The 23,392-nt window shown below is 37.1% G+C and carries 17 protein-coding genes; 5 read left to right on the top strand and 12 right to left on the bottom strand.

Annotated elements, in window-relative coordinates; genetic code table 11:
- Nucleotides 1-11 precede the first annotated feature (11 nt).
- Nucleotides 12-1,349 carry a sodium-dependent transporter gene (locus GHT08_RS05500; protein WP_163580438.1) on the bottom strand — a complete coding sequence of 446 codons (1,338 nt, stop codon included), beginning with the start codon at nt 1,347-1,349 and terminating at the stop codon, nt 12-14.
- Nucleotides 1,350-1,465: 116 nt separating this feature from the next.
- Here GHT08_RS05500 and GHT08_RS05495 point away from each other — a divergent pair, with 116 nt between their 5' ends.
- Nucleotides 1,466-2,350 carry a fructosamine kinase family protein gene (locus GHT08_RS05495; protein WP_163580437.1) on the top strand — a complete coding sequence of 295 codons (885 nt, stop codon included), beginning with the start codon at nt 1,466-1,468 and terminating at the stop codon, nt 2,348-2,350.
- 130 nt (nt 2,351-2,480) lie between these two features.
- On the opposite strand, the gene GHT08_RS05490 is transcribed toward GHT08_RS05495, so the two are convergent.
- Complete coding sequence (locus GHT08_RS05490) at nt 2,481-3,524, bottom strand: acyltransferase family protein (protein WP_163580436.1); 1,044 nt, start codon at nt 3,522-3,524, stop codon at nt 2,481-2,483.
- Nucleotides 3,525-3,642: 118 nt separating this feature from the next.
- Nucleotides 3,643-4,875, bottom strand: a complete 1,233-nt coding sequence (locus tag GHT08_RS05485) for an aminopeptidase (RefSeq protein WP_163580435.1) — start codon at nt 4,873-4,875, stop codon at nt 3,643-3,645.
- A gap of 141 nt (nt 4,876-5,016) precedes the next feature.
- Here GHT08_RS05485 and GHT08_RS05480 point away from each other — a divergent pair, with 141 nt between their 5' ends.
- Complete coding sequence (locus tag GHT08_RS05480; protein WP_238343505.1) at nt 5,017-8,070, top strand: efflux RND transporter permease subunit; 3,054 nt, start codon at nt 5,017-5,019, stop codon at nt 8,068-8,070.
- 54 nt (nt 8,071-8,124) lie between these two features.
- Here the strand turns inward: GHT08_RS05480 and GHT08_RS05475 are convergent, their stop codons facing one another.
- From GHT08_RS05475 to GHT08_RS05460, 4 genes are all read right to left on the bottom strand, one after another.
- Entirely contained in the window at nt 8,125-9,519 is a 1,395-nt protein-coding gene (locus GHT08_RS05475) for an L-cystine transporter (RefSeq protein ID WP_163580433.1), read from the bottom strand.
- 494 nt (nt 9,520-10,013) lie between these two features.
- Nucleotides 10,014-10,463: an OsmC family protein gene (locus tag GHT08_RS05470; protein ID WP_163580432.1), complete on the bottom strand. Its 450-nt coding sequence runs from the start codon at nt 10,461-10,463 to the stop codon at nt 10,014-10,016.
- Nucleotides 10,464-10,523: 60 nt separating this feature from the next.
- Entirely contained in the window at nt 10,524-11,300 is a 777-nt protein-coding gene (locus GHT08_RS05465) for a TerC family protein (RefSeq protein ID WP_163580431.1), read from the bottom strand.
- A 279-nt stretch (nt 11,301-11,579) separates the two neighbouring features.
- Nucleotides 11,580-13,298, bottom strand: a complete 1,719-nt coding sequence (locus tag GHT08_RS05460; protein WP_163580430.1) for a phospho-sugar mutase — start codon at nt 13,296-13,298, stop codon at nt 11,580-11,582.
- Nucleotides 13,299-13,446: 148 nt separating this feature from the next.
- On the opposite strand from GHT08_RS05460, the gene GHT08_RS05455 reads away from it, so the two are divergent.
- Nucleotides 13,447-14,553: an AI-2E family transporter gene (locus GHT08_RS05455; RefSeq protein WP_163580429.1), complete on the top strand. Its 1,107-nt coding sequence runs from the start codon at nt 13,447-13,449 to the stop codon at nt 14,551-14,553.
- A 114-nt stretch (nt 14,554-14,667) separates the two neighbouring features.
- Here GHT08_RS05455 and GHT08_RS05450 read toward each other — a convergent pair whose 3' ends face one another.
- The 4 genes from GHT08_RS05450 to GHT08_RS05435 all read right to left on the bottom strand — a co-directional run bounded on the left by GHT08_RS05450 (nt 14,668) and on the right by GHT08_RS05435 (nt 18,597).
- A complete protein-coding gene (locus tag GHT08_RS05450; protein WP_163580428.1) occupies nt 14,668-15,186 on the bottom strand; it encodes a GNAT family N-acetyltransferase in 519 nt (172 codons plus the stop codon).
- Between the two features lie 345 nt (nt 15,187-15,531).
- Nucleotides 15,532-16,659 (bottom strand): TRAP transporter substrate-binding protein DctP, encoded by a 1,128-nt coding sequence (gene dctP, locus GHT08_RS05445; protein ID WP_163580427.1) that lies wholly within the window; start codon nt 16,657-16,659, stop codon nt 15,532-15,534.
- Between the two features lie 65 nt (nt 16,660-16,724).
- Nucleotides 16,725-17,996 (bottom strand): TRAP transporter large permease, encoded by a 1,272-nt coding sequence (locus GHT08_RS05440; protein ID WP_163580426.1) that lies wholly within the window; start codon nt 17,994-17,996, stop codon nt 16,725-16,727.
- A 28-nt stretch (nt 17,997-18,024) separates the two neighbouring features.
- Entirely contained in the window at nt 18,025-18,597 is a 573-nt protein-coding gene (locus GHT08_RS05435; RefSeq protein ID WP_337747145.1) for a TRAP transporter small permease, read from the bottom strand.
- A 321-nt stretch (nt 18,598-18,918) separates the two neighbouring features.
- On the opposite strand from GHT08_RS05435, the gene GHT08_RS05430 reads away from it, so the two are divergent.
- Nucleotides 18,919-19,101 carry an SE1832 family protein gene (locus GHT08_RS05430; RefSeq protein WP_018933487.1) on the top strand — a complete coding sequence of 61 codons (183 nt, stop codon included), beginning with the start codon at nt 18,919-18,921 and terminating at the stop codon, nt 19,099-19,101.
- A gap of 13 nt (nt 19,102-19,114) precedes the next feature.
- On the opposite strand, the gene GHT08_RS05425 is transcribed toward GHT08_RS05430, so the two are convergent.
- Complete coding sequence (locus GHT08_RS05425; RefSeq protein WP_163580425.1) at nt 19,115-20,962, bottom strand: cation:proton antiporter; 1,848 nt, start codon at nt 20,960-20,962, stop codon at nt 19,115-19,117.
- A 261-nt stretch (nt 20,963-21,223) separates the two neighbouring features.
- On the opposite strand from GHT08_RS05425, the gene recQ reads away from it, so the two are divergent.
- Nucleotides 21,224-22,996 carry a DNA helicase RecQ gene (gene recQ, locus GHT08_RS05420; RefSeq protein ID WP_163580424.1) on the top strand — a complete coding sequence of 591 codons (1,773 nt, stop codon included), beginning with the start codon at nt 21,224-21,226 and terminating at the stop codon, nt 22,994-22,996.
- Nucleotides 22,997-23,392 lie beyond the last annotated feature (396 nt).

The raw sequence follows: 23,392 nt of genomic DNA, 5'->3' as shown, positions 1-23,392 counted from the left end.
CTCTCACGCTATTATACTATTCCAAGCGAATTTAAGAAAATGATAGCAATGATGAATGGTGCGATAAATTTCACTAGTACATACCAGAGACCACCAATTGGGTTATTCGTTAAATCCGATGCTTCCAACGCCTCTTGTTTAGTAAAATACCAGCCGACAAATAATGCCATCGTGAATCCTCCAATGGGTAAGAACACATTGGAGGATAGAAAGTCCATCGAATCTAAAATGTTACGATCACCAATTAAGGTGATACCGCTCCATTTTCCCATTCCTAAGGAAACTGTGACACCTGATGCAAAAATCACGAGTCCGACAATAAGTGATGCTAATTTTCTCGACATATTAGCCGCACGCATCAAATAGGCAACTGGTACTTCTAGCAATGAAATCGAAGAAGAAATCGCCGCTAAGCTTAATGCTGTAAAGAATACCAAACCAATAATACCACCGAAATTCATTTGATAAAAAATTTCCGGTAATGTGATAAATACAAGCGGCGGTCCAGAACTAGGGTCAATGCCAAAGGCAAATACAGCTGGGAAAATGACAATACCTGAAATGATCGCGAATAAAGTATCCATCACACCAATTCCCACTGTCGCACCAGGTAACTGATGTTGTTTCGTTAAATAACTTCCGTACGTCATCATCGTACCAACACCTAAACTCAGTGAAAAGAAGGCTTGTCCTAATGCCGCAATATAGACAGAAGGGTCCTCTAATACAGACCAATCCGGTTGAAAAAGGAAAGCAAGTCCTTCACCTGCGCCAGGCAATGTCACACTATAAATCGCTAGCGCAATCATCATTAATGCTAAAATCGGCATTAATATTTTATTGGCTAACTCTATTCCCTTCTTTACCCCGACTAATACGATAAACATAGTAATCCCCATGAAAAGCGCATGCCAGAATAATGGCGCATAATCCTGTGAAATAAAAGCCTCAAAGGATCCACCAAATCCATTGTCCGGCATCTCGGTCATTGCACCTGTTACATATCTCCACCAATAGTACAACGCCCAGCCAGCTACAACACTGTAGAAGCTTAGAATCAAAAAGGCACTCGCAACACCTAAGTAACCGACCATAAACCATGGTTGTTTCGGTGCTAATTTCTTATACGATCCAACTATATCTCTTTGCGCCTTTCTTCCGATACTCACTTCTACTAATAATAATGGAATACCGATAACTAATACACTCAAAATATATAAAATTAAAAATGCGCCTCCACCATTTTCACCAGCAACATAAGAGAACCGCCAAATATTACCTAAGCCAACAGCAGAACCCATGGCAGCTAGCATAAAACCTAATCTTGATGCCCAATTTTCTCGTTGCATATATTCTTTTCACCTCTATTACCTATAAATAAATTCTTTCCTATTGTACACGATAGAACCTCGCTTTTCTACCTTGATTTTCAGATGCTATACTAGTTTTACAAGGAGGGAGCGTTATGCACGAAAAGTTACAATTAATCGGGGATGATTCCCCTGTCCAGCTTGTTCAGCCAATAGCTGGTGGTGATATCAACCAGGCTTATTATGTCCAAACAGCTGAGAAGCATTATTTTATCAAAACCAATCAACATGTACCTGCAGATTTCTTTAAAATAGAAGCGGATGGCTTAGAACGAATTCGTGCTACTAATACCATTGCTGTACCAGAAGTATTTCATTATGACATCGCTAAAGGTGATGAAGAAATGGTGTTAATCATGGAATGGGTGGAAGGAAACAAAAATAACTCGACTGGTCGAGTATTAGGAGAGAATTTAGCAGCTTTACATTTAGCTGAGACAAGTTCATCTTATGGGTTAGATCAAACAACTTTTGTCGGGGAATTGACACAGAAAAATATCTGGTATGACAGCTGGGTTGACTATTATCGAGAGATGCGCCTTCGCCCGCAAATGCAGCTTGCTATAAAAAAAGGGAGAATGAAGGGTAAAAGACAGAAGCGGATGGAATCTTTGTTAGTAAATCTCGATCAATACATACCGAAAACACCACCAGTATCACTGCTACATGGCGATTTATGGGGTGGTAACTGGCTTGTTGGAAAGGACGGAGAACCTTATTTAATTGATCCATCTGTTGTTTACGGGGATCATTTATTTGAAATAGCGTTTACTGAGTTATTTGGTGGTTTTCCGGCTGATTTTTACCAGAGTTATCAAGCTGTGTTTCCTTTGGAGAATTATTATGAAGAAGTAAAGCCGATTTATCAATTGTTTTATTTGCTTGTTCATTTAAATTTATTTGGTGAAGGATATGGCGGGAGTGTAGACAGAGTTCTTGCACGGTATGGCACGAGCCGAAAATCCACTTTACAAAGTTAGTTGAGACCGTGCCCTTGGAAAGCGAAGTAATTAGTCGAAGCGTTGCCATAAAATATTTCACAATAACTACTTCGTTTAACACGTTCATTATGCTGATATTATATCTTCTTTGCATACAAGAAAAGCCATCTTACGATGACTTTTCTTGGTATTGATATACTTGATCTGACGATTGGCGTTTGTTTTTTCGTTCTTTCCACCATTGTTGAATGCGGTCTGTTCTTCCTTCGACGATTGGTTGGGTGAAGGTTACAACCCATTTGGATGCTAAGAACCATACAATGGCAGCCGCAATCACAGCAAGACCCAATGTGTCAAAGTTTTGGTCTACGGCCAATAAATGCGCTTGACGGCCGTATTGGATAATAACACCATGTAATAAATAGACATACATCGTATTTTGACCAAGTGTTGTAAAAGAGTAATGTTTATTCGGGACTAAAAGTAATACCGAAAAAACCATTATTGTTGCTACGATATATAACAATGCTCGAATCAAACCACCATTAGCCGCTGCATCCAACACCTGATAAGATTGGGAACCAAATAACCATTCGGAAGGTATTGTTGGTGTAACAAAACTTACAATAAACACCGCAATTAACGCGCCTACTGCGATTGCCTTTTTATTGACTGTCTGCCAGCTAAATATTTGATCCTTGCTTAGCCAGTACCCGATTAAGAAAAAAGGGAAAAAGACAAGCGTTCTTGATAAACTAAAAGATGGTCCGATAAATGGTAAATAACCAACCAAAACACCTATTACAAAAGCTAAAGAAATTCCGTAAAAAGGTTTTAACTTTTTAAATCCAATCAATAATATGTGCCAACTAAATAAACTTAATAAGAACCATAATCCCCAATGCGGATCATACAACGTGGTATCCCAGCTATTCTTACCTATGCTTAAAAAGTAGACAGAATAAAATATCTGGAATAAGAAATATGGAATTAGGATCCTTTTAGCTAATTTAAGCAAGTAGCCTTTATCACTTGCACCTTTAGCAAAAAAACCACTTACTAAGATAAACACCGGCATATGAAATAAATATATCCATTGATATAGAACATTAACTAATTCGATATGCTGTTTTAAAGGTTGAATTAAATGACCAAACACAACTAAAAATATAAAGACTAGCTTGGCATTATCAAAATAAGCTTCACGTTGCATCTATTTATTCTCCCTTTTCTAACGGTTTTATACTATCTTACCCTCTATAAGGAAGAACAAAAAGTAATTCCGTTTATTGTTAACAATTTGTAAATGTTGTGTTAAAGTTTTGAAATTTTTAGAAAGAGATCGCCCATGTACCATTACGGAAAATCGCCTCTTTTTCTCCGTCTTTCGTAATTCCATCAATATTCATATCTGCAGAACCAATCATAAAATCCTCATGGACAATACTGTCATTGACACCGTATTGCTCCATTTCCTTGTCCTTCATATCAGAGCCGCCTTTTATATTCGTTGGGTACGCTTTTCCTAAAGCTATGTGACACGAAGCATTCTCATCAAATAGGGTATTAAAGAAAATAATCCCCGCTTGGGAGACTGGAGATTCATGCGGTACTAAGGCAACTTCACCTAAGCGAGATGCTCCATCATTATCTGCTTCTAATAACTGTTTAAGCGCTTTTTCTCCCTTCTCACATGAGTAATCAACTACCTTACCGTCTTTAAATGTCAGGGTGAAATTCTCGATTAATTGACCTTGGAAACTAAGAGGTTTTGTACTTGTTACTTGACCATTAACTCCGTATTTATGTGGCATCGAGAATACTTCTTCTGTCGGAATATTCGGATTGAATGTCACGCCATCTGTCGCCTTTGCTGCTCCTCCATGCCAAATATGTCCTTCAGGTAATTCAATCGTTAAGTCAGTACCTACTGCTTGAAAATGCAACTTAGCATAATTTTTCTCATTTAAATATTCACGAGCATTGCGTAATAATTGATTATGTTTATTCCACGCTTCGATTGGATCATCTTGATCAGCACGTCCAATACGAAAAATTTCTTTCCAAAGTGTTTCCTTCGCTTCTTTTGCATTTAAATCTGGATATATTTTTTGTGCCCACTCCGTCGTTGGGTAACCAACAATCGACCAACGTGCTCGGTCGTTCATCAAGTAATCACGGTATTCTTTTAAAGCAGTAGAACTTGCTTTCGTTACGGCTGCCATTCGTTTCCCATCGATATCTTGCAAAAGGTCAGGGTTTTCACCATAAATATTTAATACTGCATAGCCCTCCTTCACCATGCTAACCATGGCATTTTTTCGCCATTCCGGGAACGTTTCTAACACTTCCATTGGCGCATGTTTCATTTTCAAATAAGTTAATTCATCATCTTTCCATTCAACATGGACATTTTTTGCTCCCATTTCATATGCTTCTTTGACAACGATTCGGACTAATTCAATCGCTTCTATCGGGGCCAGGACTAGTAATCCTTGACCTTCTTGTAAATTCACACCTGTATGTAATGCTAGTTGAGCATATTTTTTTAATAATTTTTGCATGTTTTTATCCTCCTCTAATTAGGGTACTATCATATTATGCTCTCTAATTGGATAAAATTGCAAACGTTTGTTGTTTTCATTTATTTCATTATATACAATATACATAATGGAGACCCCCAACAGTGAGAGTAATTTAGTGAGGTGAAGTTTTTGGAAACTTTAATTAAATATCGAAAAATAGTTTGGATTTTCGTTTTATTATTAATCATTACAGGAATTTTTACATACTTACAAACGCCAAAACGTGATATACCGGAAATAGAACAAAACATTGCTACTATTTCTACTGTTTATCCTGGTGCAACTCCTGAAATAGTGGAACAGATGATTACCGACCTGATTGAGGAAGAAGTAATGGAAATTGATGGTGTTGACCAAGTAACGTCAGCTTCAACATATGGTTTTTCCAATATTTCAGTTATTTTAGAAGATGATGTTAATAGTGATTTCGTTTATTCTAAGATAAGGCAGACTGTACAAGACACTCAAAATAGCTTTCCAGAAGAGGTTGCGACACCCAATGTAACAACAGACCTGGCGACCTCTAGTGTTGCTACTTATCATCTATTAAGTGAAGACCATGAACAGTTGTTGTCTACTTATGAACAAATAGAAAATTGGAAATCTATTTTAAGTGAAATAAACGGAATTGCTACTGTTTCGGTGAAAGGATTACCAGATCATAAAGTGGTTATTGCATTGGATCAAGAATTGCTACAAGAAAATCGTATTCAACCAAATCAAGTAATTGAAGCGATCCAAAATGAATTAACACCAAGTGCATTAGGAACAGAACGGGATGAGGAGCAGAATATTCTCTTACATATTGACTCTACCAACGAACTGTCACAATTAGAAAATATCATGATAACTGCGGACTCGAATTTATCTGATCTTGCTACAATTTCAGTAGAAAACGATCCTTTAGAAGATATAATCACACAGAATGAAAAAGCGGCTATTTCTCTGACATTGTTCGCGGATAATGGTGTGAATATCTCAAGCCTGCAAGCCAAAATAGATGATGAGATAACCAGCTTAAAAGAAGATTTACCTACTAATGTTTCTGTAGAGCGATTTTATTCCCAAAGCACTGTTATCGATGAGGTTTACACGAACTTACTCATTTCCTTTGGAATATCCTTACTTGCTGTTATTGTTATTATGATTCTAGGATTACCATTATCATCTGCTATTTTGGTGGCATTCGCTATTCCGATCTCGATTATTATTGGTTTAATCCCTTTGCCATATGCAGGAGTTGATCTGAATCAAATTTCGATTATAGGTATTATTGTAGCGATCGGTATCTTAGTTGATGATGCGATTGTTGTGAACGATAATATTATGCGACGCTATCAATTGGGAGACCCACCACTAGAGGGAGCAAAAAAAGGGGTAAAAGAAGTCGGTGTCTCAATTGTAACATCTACTTTATTAATCGTGTTCAGCTTTTTTCCCTTGACCTTTTTATCCGGAAGTAACGGGGAATTTATTAAAGCTTTACCAATCGCTCTTATGGGAACGATTATTTCTTCTACGCTTATTGCCTTAACCGTTATTCCTACTATTCAATATACAAGACAATTAAAGTTATATCGCACTAAAAAACGCCAATCTGGTTTACTTACAGCCCTTTTTCGTCGCTTAGAAGAACGTTATGCTGAAAATATTCTGCCAGCAACACTGAAAAAACCATGGCTAACCGTTGCAAACGGGATGATCGTTTGTATTTTATTACTGTTGCTAATTATAAAAGTACCGTTTGAATTTTTTCCTGCAGCAGATCGACAGGAAGTAACACTTTCTCTAACGTTGGACGAAGGTACACCAATAGAAGAAACAGACCAAAAATTAGCCGAAATAGAACAATATATCCAAGACAATACCGAGTATGTGGTTGAAACAGTTCGTTATACAGGGGGTGGGCTACCTAACATCTTCAATTCAAGCTTAACGAGAGCTGGCGAAAATACCGGTCAAATAGTTGTGCGCGTTAATCGTGACCAAACTACAGCAACTCAATATATTGAAAACTATCAAGAAGAATTACGAGAGCAATTTCCAAATGGAGAAATATTTCTAGAAACAATTGTATCAGGACCACCACCATCTCCAACAATAGAGTTAAAACTAAAAGGGTCTGATTTAGCAGTATTGTTGGAGCAATCTACTTTATTAAAGAATAAATTAAATGAACTCAAATCTGTTGAAATTGCAACATTAAATGCCGGAACAAGTCAATTAGTAAAAACGTATGAAATTGATCGTGATTTTATCGCAGAAAATGGCATTGCAATTAGCCAAATAAAAAACACGCTTCAGCTTGCAAATGCTGGTATGCCACTATCTAAAATTAACACTGATAATAACAAGTTAGACATGGTATTAATTTTGGATGAGGGAACAAACGAGGAAATTGACCTTAGTTCACTACAAGTATTTGTTGCGTCAGAAGAAGGAATACCAGCGGCTTATTCATATGATGAATTTGTATCTACTTCAACTGAAGAGCAAACTGCAGCAATTACTCATGAAAATGGAGAAAGAATTATCACAATAGCTGCATATGACTCAGGGGAAGGAGATTTCGCTGCCGATACTGCAGCAGTAATTGAAAGAATGCAGACAAAACTTGCTGGATTAGATGATGATTATGTATTAATGGAGGGTGGAGAAGCAAGTGCAGAAACAGAATTTTTTGTTGAGATTGCTAAGTTGTTTGTGATTGTATTATTTCTAATCTATTTAACACTTGCCGTGCAATTTAATTCGTTGTTGATGCCTGTCTTAATTACAAGTACTGTGTTTTTTGCTGTGACAGGTGCAGTTGTTGGTTTATTTATTAGTGGGCAACCACTTAGCTTCTTAGCAGTACTTGGTATTGTTTCTTTATCTGGTATCGTTGTTCGCAACTCTATATTGATCATTGAATTTATTGAACAAAACAAACAACAACATGATGGTAATATAGTAGACGCCATCGTTGCAGCAGGACGTGCAAGATTACGACCGATCATATTAACGACCTTGACTTCGATTGCTGCGTTGACACCTATTATCATTGTCGGTGATGTATTATTTAAACCACTCGCAGTATCCATTGTAGCTGGGATTATTTTCTCGACAATATTGACTTTATTATTACTTCCAGCTCTTTATATAACGATGGATCGATGGAGAATTAAAAGGTAATAATGCAATGATAAAATCCCCTCTTATGGCTAAAAGAGGGGATTTAAAAGTTAATTATAAAGAAATGTCTTTATTAATTGCTTCTTTATCATTATACGTTTTAATGTTTAGTTTTTTTATGAATTTAGATGTTAATGTACCCGATAAAATAGAGCCATTTACGTTTAATGCTGTACGCCCCATATCGATTAATGGTTCTACTGTGATAAGTAAACCTGCTAGTGCTACAGGTAAATTCATAGATGATAATACGATTAGCGCAGCAAATGTTGCACCACCGCCAACACCAGCAACGCCAAATGAACTAATACCAATGATTAAAATCAAAGGCAATAAGAAACCTGGTGATAACGGATCGATTCCTTGACTAGGTGCGATCATTACCGCTAACATCGCCGGATAGATACCCGCACAACCATTTTGACCAATCGTTGCCCCAAATGATGCTGCCATATTCGCTGTACCACTATGGACACCTAGACTTTCCTTCTGTACCTGAATCGTTAACGGAATAGTACCTGCACTTGATCTAGATGTGAAGGCAAAGCTTAATACTGGTAATACTTTTCGTGTGTAAGTAAATGGATTTAATCCAAACAAAGCTAACAGAATCATGTGAATGATAAACATGATAATCAACGCAACATAAGATGCACCAACAAATTTACCGAGTTCAATAATACCTGCTACATTTGTTTGTGCTACCGTATTTGCCATTAATCCTAAAATACCAAATGGTGCTAAGCGTAAAATGATGGTCACAATACGCATGATTACAGTGTAGAAAGTGTTGACGATATCTACGAATTTCTCTGCTTGTTCCGGTTGTTTTCTTCTTACACCTAATACGGCAACCCCAACTAGTATAGAGAAAATAACAACAGCAATAACAGATGTTGCACGCTCTCCTGTCATATCTAAGAAAATATTAGATGGAATAAATTCTAGAATTTTTTGCGGTGTCGTCATCCCTTCAACTGATCCTAGTGTTTCTTCTAGTGACTCCGCTCGCTCTTGTTCAGCTTGCCCCATTTCAATTTGGTCTGCATTTAAATTAAAGATAGAAGAGCTAGTTACACCAACTACTGCGGCAACCATAGCGGTAGAAACAAGAATACCAATAATCCATGCTGACATTTTTCCTAATTCAGATGATTTCTCTAAATTAATGATAGATTGAATAATAGAAACCATTACTAATGGTATAACGATCATCATTAATAAGCGGACATAACCACGACCTACAATGTTATACCAATCTGTCGTAGCCGTAACGACTTCAGAATCTGCTGAATAAGCAATCTGTAAAAAGGCACCTAGAAGAATCCCTAGACCTAAACCTGCGAAAACTCGTTTACTGAACGATACATATTTTCGCTGCATACCTATTAAAATACCAATGAATAATAACATAATGGCAATATTGATAATTATGAAGACTGTGTTCATCTTTTTTCCTCCTTTTGATTAATCTGATATAAATACTTGGAATATCATACAGTTAATTATGTATTATGTCAAAACTTATGTTTTGTGCTTGTATCAACGCAATATATGGTCATTTTTGTGATGATTATCGTAGGGCTCTTTCGGGAAGGCGCCTAGTTTTTTGGCGCTTTAAGCTAGAGATCTTTGTTTATACTTCGTTATCGGAAAATAAGAAAAACCGGGAAAAAGCCCACCCGATCCTTTTCATTGACCAACATAATATATCGATGGTATAAAGTAGTTTATTTTCCATGGGGCGTGTTGTAAAGAAGATCGCTTTCCAAAAGTGGATCTTCAGATCACGCTGATCCCACAGGAGTCGAAGTGGACAGCCGCAGCGATGATTTCCTGTACAAGCTATTTCAAAATGGCTACTCTGCTTAAAAATGCGTTGATGCCGCGGATTATACACTTTCCTATATTATAAAAAAACTTGCACTCACGAGGAGTACAAGTTAGCTTGCAATTGAAAGGTCTTCTTCTAAGACTAGTTCGACGTTTCCTTTAATTGCTCGAGAGATCATACAGGATGACTCTGCTTGTTTAACGATATTTTTGAGTTTTTGCAAATGATCGGCAGTTGCCTCTTTTTTTAATACGACAACCGGGCGATGAGTGATTCGTTGATAAGTAAATACTCCATTGGTGACATCCACATCACCTACAGAGCTTAACTCTATGTGTTCAAGAGGCAAATTCGCTCGTTCGATCATCGCTGCCACCGTAATTAAATAACAAGTAGCAGCAGCACCTAATAACATTTCATCTGGATTCGTACCAACTCCTGGACCATTCATTTCAGGCGGAATGGAGATCTTAGTATTTAAATTACCTGATTCAATATGTCCTACTTCATTTCTGCCACCAGGCCACGTGGCATTTAATGTAAATTGGTGTATCGCCATTTATATCATCCTTTCTATTTCCATTATAAGTATCGGAATTCAGACGATAAAATGATTTGTTTACGCTTCAGCATCTTTCTTCTTACTAGAAAGGAACCAACCAGCTACAGCGATAGCCACTAAAATGATATAGAATGTTAATTTCCATGGTGTCGAATGCGGGAAATCATGTGGTATTAATAGTATATCTTCGTGAGCTAATACACTTACGACTAATTTAATCCCAACCCAGCCAACTATAACAAATGCAGCCATTTCCAATCCTGGGCGATCATGCAGTAATCTAACGAACACATTCGCTGCAAAACGCATAATGATTAAACCAATCATTCCTCCAGCAAGTACTACAAGGAACTGGCCTGTATCAAGACTACCGACCGTACCAAGGTTTGTTGCTGGTAATGCTTGAGCTAACGCAACAGCCGCTAAAATAGAATCAACCGCAAATGCTAAATCAGCAAATTCTACTTTAAGTACGGTCATCCAGAAGCCTTTTCCACCTTTATTCTCAGCTTGTTCTGCTAGTTCTTCTGCCTCCGTTTCACCTTTATTTTTCTTCTTAAATGTATCATACAAGTGCTTAATGGAAATAAACAATAAATAAGCGGCTCCGATTGCCTGTACTTGCCAGACATCAACAAGGAACGAAATAATAAATAATGAACCGAATCTTAAGATAAAAGCACCAGCCAAACCGTAAAACAATGCTTTTTTTCGTTGTTCTTCAGGCAAATGCTTCACCATAATCGCTAAAACAAGTGCATTATCTGCTGCTAAAATCCCTTCTAAACCAATTAAAACTAATAAAACCCATCCGTACTCTAATAATAATTCCAAACTACTCCATCTCCTTTAAAAAATGATCTCCACCAGTTGGTAAAGATCACACAAAAAAACGAGACCTTTACCACTGGTGGTAAAGGTCTCGCCAACAACGCCTGAGTTGCCAATAATGCCGGAGATAATTCTCGAAATGACGACATTTATTGTAACAGCTACTCCCCTTTATGTATGTTATTACTATAAGTCTTTTTTTATTTCCTGTCAATCTCTACCCTTCAAAAAAGAACCTATACCATCGCAGTGATAGCATTAGGTTCTTCTTTTTCCCAGTCATTATACATGAATAATCTTGTTTATTCTTTCCTCTACTTCTGCTTGGATAGTTTGCAATAGCGATTTGCTCTTCTCAGCGTTATCTGTTTTAACACCAAAATAGCTTTTAATTTTAGGTTCCGTACCTGAAGGACGGAAGCATATCCATGCATCATTTTCCAATAAAAATTTCATAACGTTTTCTTTTGGTAAAGTAATGTCTTCCTCGGTTGCATTTACTGGTAACTGACGCTTGCTGCTTTGATAATCTTCAATAGCCATTACTTGTAAACCACCTAATTGTGTAAATGGATTTTCACGAATATCTTCCATAATGGTAGCAATTTGCTCTGCCCCATCTTTACCTTTTAATGTTAAGGACTTCTGTCCCTCTAAGTAATAACCATGACGTTCGTACAATGTGTCTAATGCTTCTAATAATGTTTTGCCTTTCGCTTTCCAGTAATTCGCCATTTCACATGCTGCTACTGCTGCTTGTACCGCATCTTTATCTCGAACGAAATCTCCAATTAAGTAGCCATAACTTTCTTCATAACCGAAAAGGAAATGTCTTTGATCTGATTCAAATTGCTTGATTTTCTCACCGATAAATTTAAATCCTGTTAACGTGTCAAGCGTATTAACACTATAATAGGAAGCGATTGCTCTTCCTAACTCTGAGGTTACGATTGTTTTAATTACTTGTCCATTTTCAAGTTCCTTCTCACTTACATGAGATAATGTGTAATCTAACAATAGTGACCCAAGCTGATTACCTGTTAACACTTGATAGGACCCACTGCTATTCTTTACAGCAACACCTAAACGGTCAGCATCTGGGTCTGTACCAATTAGAATATCCGCACCGATTTCTTCCCCTTGCTTGATTGCCAACTCAAATGCTTGATGCTCTTCAGGATTTGGCGACTGTACTGTTGAGAATTCCGGATCAGGCTTTGCTTGTTCTTCCACGACATGTACTTGATCATAGCCAATTTGAGCTAACCCTTTTAATACGAGGTCATGTGCCGTTCCGTGCAATGGTGTAAAGACTATATTCACATTATTTTCTTCTGCTTGCTTTTGAATGGTTTTGAGTTCGCTAAGATAGGCATTATCTACTGTTTCGCCAACCCACTCCAATAGACCAGCACTTTCGACTTCTTCCTTGCTTTTGACGGTAACATTTAATTCATCTTCTACTTTATTTACCTCCTCTATGATCGCAGCAGCTTCTTGTAATGGTACTTGTCCGCCATCCTCGTTATACACTTTAAAACCATTATACTCAGGAGGATTATGACTTGCGGTAATCATAATACCAGCAGCTGTCTTTAAATAGCGCACCGCAAATGATAGTAATGGTGTCGGGCGTAGTGATTCAAATACATATGCTTTAATATCATGTGCACCTAAAACCTTTGCCACTTCAACGGCAAATTCTTGTGACATATAGCGGGAATCATACGCAATAACAACTCCTCTGTTATGCGCATTATCTACATTTTTCGTTATGTAATTTGCTAATCCTTCCACCGCTTTACGAACCGTATAAATATTCATTCGATTGGTTCCAGGCCCTAGCATCCCGCGCATTCCACCTGTACCAAAAGTTAAATTCTTGTAAAAGGAATCTTCTAACTCCTTCTCATTTTTAGATAGTTGTTTTAATTGTTCTTGTAAATCTTCATCTAGCGTTACATGAGTTGTCCATCTTTTTAATGTATCTTGCCATGACATGTGATTTCCCCCTTAGACCTACATTATATATTCTTATACTAGCATAGACTTTCTTCTGTTTCTATTGTAATCTCACACTATTTGGAAGAGACTTGTGTTCCAAAAACCATTTTTTTCATTTTATATGATAGAATAGGATAAACGAATAATGACAGAAAAGGTTGTGGCACTTTTGTTTGAAAAAAAGAGCATACGGATTCTCGTAACATGTATACTTATTTTTACTTTAATCTATCTCCTCTCGTTAACTAAGTTTATATTTGAACCTGTTGGTGCTTATTTGACTGCCATTGCGGTTCCTATCATAGGAGCTGGGATTATCTTTTATATTACAAATCCTATTGTTAATTGGTTAGAAAAAAAGAAAGTACCGCGCATTGCCGGTACGTTTATCGTATTTCTCATCATCGTCTTAGTGATTACGATTATTATTAACTTCGTTGCTCCTATTGTACAAAGACAATTTTCAAACTTTGTTGATAGCATCCCAAAAATGGTAGAAAACGCAGAAAGTCTGTTTGGAATGTGGCAGGAAAATCAAAACATTATACCACCGCAATTTGAAAATGCGATCCAAAATGTAATGGATAACTTAGACCAATATGCAGAAACCATTACGTCCAGTATTATCGGAGTAATCGGCCAGATTTTCAGTTTTGTTTTTGCCTTTTTCCTAATCCCGTTCTTTCTTTTCTTTATGTTAAAGGATGGATATAAATTTGTACCTTTTGTTTCAAAATTTCTAAGCCCTAAAAAGGCACAAAGCTTTAAAACTTTAACTACAAACATTAATCATACATTGGCGTCTTTTATCCAAGGACAGTTTATCGTTAGTGTTTGTGTCGGTGCTATGCTTTATATCGGTTATTTGATCATTGACCTTGATTACTCCTTGTCCTTAGCGTTGTTCGGATTATTAATGAATTTTATTCCATTCTTAGGTCCGTTTTTATCAGCAATTCCTGCCATTATCGTTGGGTTCTTTCAAGAGCCGATTATGGCTGTATGGGCTGCAATCGTGATGATAGTCGCACAACAGATTGAAAGTAACCTTATCTCACCAAATGTAATGGGAAGAGCGCTATCCATTCATCCGTTAACGGTTATTACCTTGATTCTAGCTGCGGGAGGAATTGCAGGATTTTTAGGATTGTTGTTTATCATTCCTGCTTATGCAGTTGTCAAAACGATCATTGCTCATTTCTATCGTGAGTGGAAGAAAAAACAACCAGAAGAGGATCCGGATTTGTTTTAAGAGTGAAGGATTGATGATAGTATAAGATACCATGGCATTTCGCCAATTAGGTTGGCGAAAGCCTGTTACCTTATAAGATAATATAAGATCTGTAATAATGGGATACTTTTAATACTATTTTAACTGCTTGACCATAATATAATTATTTTGTTCCTCATCTCCTATATAAATCGAGTAGGATCCTCTCTTTTCAAATCCCATTTTTTCATGAAAATCAATAGCATTTTTGTTTTTTCGCCATATGCCTAACCAGATCTCACTTTTGTCTCGCTCTCTTGCGATATCAATTGCTGTTTGTAGTAATAATTTACCTAATCCTTTCTCATGAAAGGTATTTTTTACATAAATGCGTTCGATTTCCAGTGCATTATCACCAATTTGGTATGTTTGAGCTTCTCCTTCATTTACTTTTAAGTAACCTGTGAGCATTTTGTCTACGTATTGGAATAAAAATGTTGAGGATGGATTAGATAATTCTTTCGTAAGTTGTTCTGCATTGAAGGCTTGGTCTAAATATTCGTTAATATTTTCGGGTGTGTTTAGATGACTGTAAGTTTCATTATATGTTTCTGTACCTATGTCCTGTAACAAATGCAAATCTTCCAGTGTACATTTCCTGATACTTGTCTTCACTTAACCCTCTCCTTTACAGTTAGATTTACATTAAACTTTGCTTATGCAGCAAAATTTAACGGCAGATAATTTAAGTATATTGTGAAATTCATTCAGAGTCAATGAAAGCGAATTCAGATTTAGATTTTTTTATGTATAGTCCTTATCACTAAATATTAAGTGGATCTGCGATTGTTGTAGTAGCCATTTTGAAGTATATAATCGCATAACCACCACTCCGGCTGCCCACTTCTCTTAAAATCTGCTCTACAACATAGGTCAGAGCTAAAAACTTAAAAAGTTGTGATACCAATGTTTAGACAGAAAAAAAGCCTTAGCATTCTGCTAAGGCTTTTTAGTGAATGTTTATTCACCCATTATTTCTGCAATTTCTTCTTGAAGTTTATCGAAGATTGCCGGATCAATACCTTCTACTTCATCACGATAGTATTGGTGTACGGGTTCTGCAACCTCTCTAAACTCAGCAATTTGATCTTCATCTAGTTCAATAATTTTAGTTTCGTTTTCTGAATCAGCTTCAATTGCTTCTAAACCTGCTTCGTTTTGAGCTTTTTGCTCATCAAATACCCAATCTTGCATTTCTTCTACAGTTTCATCTACTACTGCTTTTACATTGTCATCAAGACCGTTATACCAATCCGTATTAGCCGTAGTCATCGCTACATAATTATTATGGTTAGAAATGGTGACAGTGTCTTGTACTTCATGGAAACTTGCAGATTCAATAAAGAAAATTGGATTTTCTTGAGCGTCAACTGTTTCACGGTCTAGTGCTTGGTACAATTCACCCCAACTTAATGACTGTACTGTTGCACCGTATGCATCATATGTTTCACGCATTAATGGTGACTCTTGCACACGCATATTGAGCCCTTCCCAATCAGAAGGAGATTCAATACCAACATTACTAGACCAAGCCATTGCACCTTCAGTCCAGAATGAAAGTGGTGAAATACTGTGTTCTTCATATTTTGCACGTAAGTCCTGGTTCAAAGCTTCACTATTTGTTAATACTTCCTGTACTTGCTCTTGATCAGATGGGAAGAAATAGTGAAGTGAGAAAATCTGTCCATCTGGTACTTGCCCACCTGTAAAACCTGGTGACATGACTGCAAGCTCAACTCCACCTTGTTGTAATAATTGTGCTTGGTCAACTTCACTTCCAAGTGCACCATACTCTAGTGGTTCTACGGTAATTGCTCCACCAGTTTTTTCACTAATACGGTTAGCAAACTCTGCTGCATATTCGTATTGAACCTCTCCTTGAAGTTCTTCTGTTACGAATTGCCAACTATCTTCTTCAAAATCTCCAGCAGCTTCTTCTCCGCCTTCGTCCGTTTCTTCTGTAGCTGTATCGTCACCTGTGTCTTCTGTTCCTTCTTCTTCGTCGCCTCCACCACATGCTGCTAGCAAAAAGCTAAGCGTTAAAATGGAGATCATCATAAGGAAAAACTTTTTGTTTAAAATGATCATTACCCCCTAATAATTTTTGTAACAATTTATTTAAAGTGGCTGAATAGATAAACCACTTTAGTAACTTAGATTAATACTAATGATAATTGTGGGAACATAATTAGTAGAACACCAATTATCAGTAACATGATAATAAATGGCGGTGTACTTCTAATTACTTCTAAGTAAGGTTTCTTAAATACCGCACTTGCTGTAAAAATATCTACACCAAATGGTGGTGTTGCTGAACCTAGTGCTGCTTGGAATGTAATAATAATTCCAAGGTGTATTAAGTCTACACCTGCTTGCTCTGCTGCAGGAGCGAAAATAGGTGTCAATATTAAAATAACCACAATAGGATCTACGAACATACATCCTACAAAGAAAAATATACTGACAATAATTAAAACATATATTGCACTTGGGTCAGTCCCCAACACCGCTTCAGTAATTTGTTGTGGAATTCTAGCATAACCCAGCACCCAAGTAAATAATTGTCCACCAGCCACTAAAATAAATACGGCCGATGTAACTAATCCAGTTGAAAGGGCGATGCTAGGGATTTTTTTCCAAGGTATTGTTTTGAAAATGAGTACTTCTAAAATAATCGCATATAATACCGAGATACCGGATGCTTCAACCGGAGTAAAATATCCTAAATAAATACCACCGATGATAATGATAGGAAAACCTAGTGGTAATAAAGATTTTCTTAAAAACTTAAATCTGTCGGGCCATGATACTCTTTCTGCTAATGGAATATCTTTTATTCTTGCATAAATAACACTATAAATTGTAAACGCTAAAAACACCATCAGACCCGGAATAATACCAGCAATAAATAAATCACCAACTGATACACCTGACCCTGCCGCCATAGCGTAAATAATCATCCCAATACTTGGAGGTACAAGCAATGCGGCATCACTTGAGTTAATGATAAGTGCCATGGCACTAGAATCTTTATAACCGACCTTTAATAATCTTTCCCGCATTGGTCGACCTATTGCAACAACTGTTGCCTGTGTTGATCCCGAAATTGCACCAAACAATGTACATGCAGCCGCTGTCGTAACTGCATATCCCCCGCGAATATGTCCTACAAACGCACCAATAAAGTCCAATAATCTGTTTGATGTTTTTCCAGATGTCATAATGTCTGCTGCAAATATGAATAACGGAACACACAATAATACAGGTGATTCAATACCTGTTAACAACTGCCCCATTAATAAATCCATATTTAAATTTGGATTAAAAATTAACATGATGATAACGGGTCCTAATATTAACGGTATCATCATCGGGAAATTTAACAGCAATAATATAACCATTATCGTTAATAATGTGGCTAACATAAACTTTTCCTCTCTACTCTTTTATCGTTTATACAGATAAATCTTCCAACTTTACTTCTTTTGTCTCTTTATCATTGTAATCTACTGCATCGATACCTAAATATACTTTATCTTTTGCTTTAGCTGTAAAGTTAACGTACGTATTACGTAAAAATTGAATACCTGCTGTTACGAAACCGATTGGAATAAAGACAGCCATCAAATATCTAGGAAGTTCTAATGAAGTCGTGATTGCTCCTGTACTATGTTCAAACATCACATAGCTGTAGGAAAAGTATGCCATAGCAAACATCACAATCGCGGTTACGAAATTAATAATAATCATCATAACTTTACGCACTTTGAACGGAGCAAAATCATAGAATGCTGACATACTGATATGTCGCCCTTTTCTAGCTGCATATGCAATCCCCATGAATGTAGCAATAACGATAGCAAATTTACTTACTTCATATGCAAAGTAGAAAGCTCCCGATTGAAACACTTCACGTGCTATAACATTACCTACTATCATGATGGAAATTAATATAATCGAGAAGCTAAGGATAAATTCCTCCAACTTCATAACAATCTTGTCTATCCAGCGAAATATTTTCAACAATTCCTTCCTCCTCTGTATAAAAGGATTACTGCATATCCGAATTTATACTATATTTAATGTTACAAAAATGTTGCATTCTTCACAAATTTACTATACCCCGATTGAGATCAATTAAACCACAAATAGTCGTATATAAAAAAAATGTTCGGCTTTCATGGATATATAATGTCATATGCTCATAAATAATTCATAATCCTCCAAAAAAGGTACATCCTTTTCATTTTTTTGGTAGTTTTTGTTTATTTTAGTAAGTTACTTGCCTATTCCCAATAACTGATTTAGGCTTAATTAAGAAGATTCTATTTAATTGGAGTGAAGATTATGAATAAAAAAGAAATCGAAGCGGAAATAGAAGACTTAAAAGCTGATTATACAAGACTATCTGCCGACCTTGAGAAATTAGTATATGTTGGCGGGAACACAGAATATAATGAAAAAGAATTGGAACGTTTGGCAGCTAAAATTTCCTCCCTTCGCCAAAAGCTCCAGCAGCAAAAAAGCTAGCAACCATTTGTTGCTAGCTTTTTTCATTTCTTTTTCCCTCTAGTTTTTCCTTGATTTTATGAAATTCTTTACTTGGTGGTGTTAAGCTGACAATCGTATCGCCTGCTATTGCTGTTGTCTCTAAATCTTCGGTAAAGAACTCGATTTGTTTAGACTGTTTTAACACAAATAACAGTACGGTTTCCTTGTCACGATCTTTCAAATAATCTTCATACAAATAACGATCTGTTAGGGATGTTTTTCGTAAAACATAACCGCTCTTTAATTTGTATTTCAATTCTTCGATGCCTTCTGTAGGTGTAAATACTTCTCTTCCACCAATCGTATGATCAATATCTACTAAATGATCACCGCTATGATTTTGTTTTGGTAAGCGGAACACATTCTTTCGGCCAAACTCAGGCAAGAATGTAGAACATACTAAGGCATTATAGGAATCATATTCAGTCGCTGTTAACAAGTAATCATACGGTGTGAAATCCATCGTATATTCTGTTTGCTCTGATAAAATTTCGCAATGATTATGCTGAATGCCTGCTTTTCTGGCACCGTTCAGACGATCCCACGATGAATCAACAACAACTGCTGGAATACCTAGTTCTTTCATCGTCTTTGCTAATCCATTTGTAAAGCGGTTAGAACCGACAATTAACACACCAGGATTTCCTTCTGATGAAAGGTTTAGTTTTTTCGCTAGCCAGCCAATTGAAAAGCCATGGACAACAACCGTGGAAAATACTAATGCAAAGGTTAAAGGTGTGACAAGTGACGCACCTGCAAAACCTTCATCTGCTAGAATAGTTGCAAAATAGCTTGCTACTGTTAAAGCAACAATCCCTCGTGGAGCGATCCAACCAACCAATGTTTTCTCTTGCAACGATAAACCAGATTTAATCGTTGATAAGAAAATCGATAGTGGGCGAACGACAAACAGCATTAATAATACATATCCAATAATTGCTGGTTGGAAAACATCCATTAATGTGTCCATTGTCAGCGATGAAGTTAAAAGAATAAATACTGTTGATATTAAAAGCATCGAGATATTTTCTTTAAAGTGACGCATATCCCTAATAGAAGATATACCAAGATTCGCCAGCGTCATCCCCATTGCGGTTACTGCTAATAAACCTGTTTCATGTTTCACTTCATCCGCTATGATAAAGCAAGCAATAACTAATGCGAAAACTGCAGGTGATTTTAGAAATTCTGGTATATGCCCTGACTCAAACATCCATCCAGTAATTTTTCCAAAGACAACCCCAAGTACTACAGCAAATAAGGATGCTAATAAGAAGAACAATAATGCTGTTGCGTCTCTTCCATCAGCTAACAAGAATAAAATAAATTCAAACGCAAAAACAGCTAATAAAGCACCAAATGGGTCGACGACAATCCCTTCCCATTTTAATATTTTTGCTGGCGTTGGTTTTAATTTCGATTGCCTTAACAATGGCAAAATAACAGTAGGACCTGTTACAATAAAGATACCACCGATGACAAATGCAACCGCCCAAGATAAGCCTGCTACATAATGGGCAGTTAGCGATCCGAAAATCCAAGCAAGAAACGCTCCCCATGTAACAATACGAAAGACTGGCTTTCCTAGCCCTTTTACTTCTTTAAAATTCAGGTTCAAGCTTCCTTCAAAAAGAATAATCGCCACAGCTATGGAAATAAATGGGCGATACAAATCACCGAAAGCTTCCTCTGGATTCATTAGTCCGAATATCGGCCCAGCGAGTAACCCTGCTATCGACATAACGACAATTGCCGGCAGTCGAAATTTCCAGGCTACCCACTGCGAACCAACACCAAGCACAGCTATAAGCATGAGTATTAATAATAATGAGTCCATCATTATCCCCCTTTACCTTCTATCTTTTATCTATATTTACATTCATTAATTTCATAAGAAGCTAGAATTATTTTAAAGGTTAATAGGTGGGATGTAAATATTTTTATTTCAAACTTTTTTCTTTGTACGATAAAGGTATTTATTTCTATGGAAGTAAAACAATGAATGCGCCATAAATAACAGGCGATAAGCCAAGTTTTGCTATATGTATTGTGGTTAAAAAATGTTATGCTAACAATGAGTTTATTAAAAGGATGATATTTTGTGAGTACGTTGGATTTATTAAAAAAATATTTTGGGTATGATGCTTTCCGGCCTGGACAAGAAAAAATTGTGAACCAAATCCTCCATCAAGAAAATACGCTAGCCATTATGCCTACTGGCGGAGGGAAATCAATCTGTTATCAAATCCCCGGTCTCGCACAAGATGGGATTACCGTCGTGATCTCCCCACTGATTTCCTTGATGAAAGACCAGGTGGATGCCCTACAATCTTTAGGTGTTGCAGCCACCTACATAAACAGCTCCCTGACAACGGAAGAACAGTTCAGCAGATTAGCTGAGATTCGTAACGGTGAATACAGGTTTGTCTATGTTGCACCAGAACGTTTTGATTCTAATGCTTTTTTTGCTGCCATTAATTCGTTGGATGTATCATTGATTGCTTTTGATGAAGCTCACTGTATTTCACAATGGGGGCACGATTTCCGTCCCAGTTATCGGACCGTTGTCCAAGCTGTCCGTCAATTACGGAACCGCCCTGTACTGATTGGTTTAACAGCAACAGCTACCGCGGAAGTGATTCGTGATTTACAGCAACTGCTCGATGTCGAGGATAATGCTGTTGTTAACACTGGCTTTGCACGTAGTAACCTTACGTTCCAAGTTGTAAAAGGACTTGATCGTCAAGGATATGTTACGGATTATTTAAAGGCTCATCAGGATGACACTGGTATTATTTATGCGATAACCCGGAAACAAGTCGATCAGCTATATTTTTTGTTACAGGAAAAAGGATTCTCTGTTAGAAAGTATCATGCGGGTATGTCAGAAGAAGCTCGAAAAGAAGCACAAAATGATTTCATTTATGATAATGCACGAGTAATGGTCGCTACCAACGCATTTGGGATGGGGATTGATAAGTCCAATGTCCGTTATGTACTCCACTATGCCTTACCGAAGAATCTAGAAAGTTATTATCAAGAGGCCGGTCGCGCTGGACGGGATGGTGAACCAAGTCAATGTGTGATACTTTTTTCTGGACAAGATATTACGTTGCAAAAATATTTAATTGACCAGTCGGAAATGATGGATGAAGAAAAAAAGAAGGGTGAATATGATAAATTACAGGCGATGATTAATTATTGCCATACCGATCAATGCCTGCAGCAATATATTCTTCGTTATTTTAATGATACAATTTCTTCAACAGAAGCATGCGGCAATTGCTCTAACTGTGACAGTGATTTAGAAAAAGTTGACCGCACTAAGGAAGCACAGATGGTACTATCTTGTGTCAAGCGGATGGATGAACGATTCGGAGCCAGTTTAGTAGCGAAGGTTTTAAAAGGATCCAATGATAAAAAAGTAAAGCAATTTCGCTTTGATCGACTATCCACGTATGGATTGATGAAAGAGATGACAGAGAAAGAGCTTGTTTCCTTTATTCAATTTTTGATTGCAGAGGATTTTTTAGTATCTGAAGGCGGGCGTTATCCAATCCTACGCTTAAGCAAGCGAGCTCTTTCGGTTTTAACAGGAGAAGAAAAGGTATATGTGCAGTCAGCCAAGGTGGAAACAAAAGAAGTTGTTGCATACGATATGGAAATGTTTGAACAATTACGGAGATTGCGAAAGACTTTAGCAGATCAGCAAGGTGTTCCGCCATATGTGATTTTCTCTGATAAAAGCTTGCGCGAAATGTCTGTAGTCAAGCCGAAATCGAAAAACGAAATGCTACAGATTCATGGTGTTGGTGAGCGCAAGTTCGAACAATATGGAGAAGTCTTTTTGGAGTGCTTTTTGGAAAAGGCCTAGACTTTATTGGACACTTTTTATGAATTATTGAACACTTCCGGAAATTTATTGGACACTTTTTGAAGTTTACTGGACACTTTCAGGTGTTTACTGGACACTTTTCACATTTTATTGGACACTTCCTAATAAAAGAACTCTCGAAAGTCAAACGAGAGTTCTTTATTTTATTAACAGAAAGTATAAAAATTGGGTGTCTGTCTACGCAAGCGTCCAGAAACTAGGCGGCTTCGCGAATCGCCCTACGATAAAGAAGACTTGCCGATTGGTGAAACCAGAGGCTTAGTCGCACTTATACCTTTAGGTGACAGTCCTCATTCGTTCGTAAACTCACCGTGATTCCTTTATCTCAGTTGTTTCGCTCCACCCGCTACGTTTCTAAACGGGCGCTCTGCGCTT

Origin of the sequence: Gracilibacillus saliphilus (assembly GCF_010994085.1) — a bacterium.
GTDB lineage: Bacteria > Bacillota > Bacilli > Bacillales > Amphibacillaceae > Gracilibacillus > Gracilibacillus lacisalsi.
Note: the sequence above shows the minus strand (reverse complement) of the source record. Positions and strands in the feature narration are given on the sequence as shown.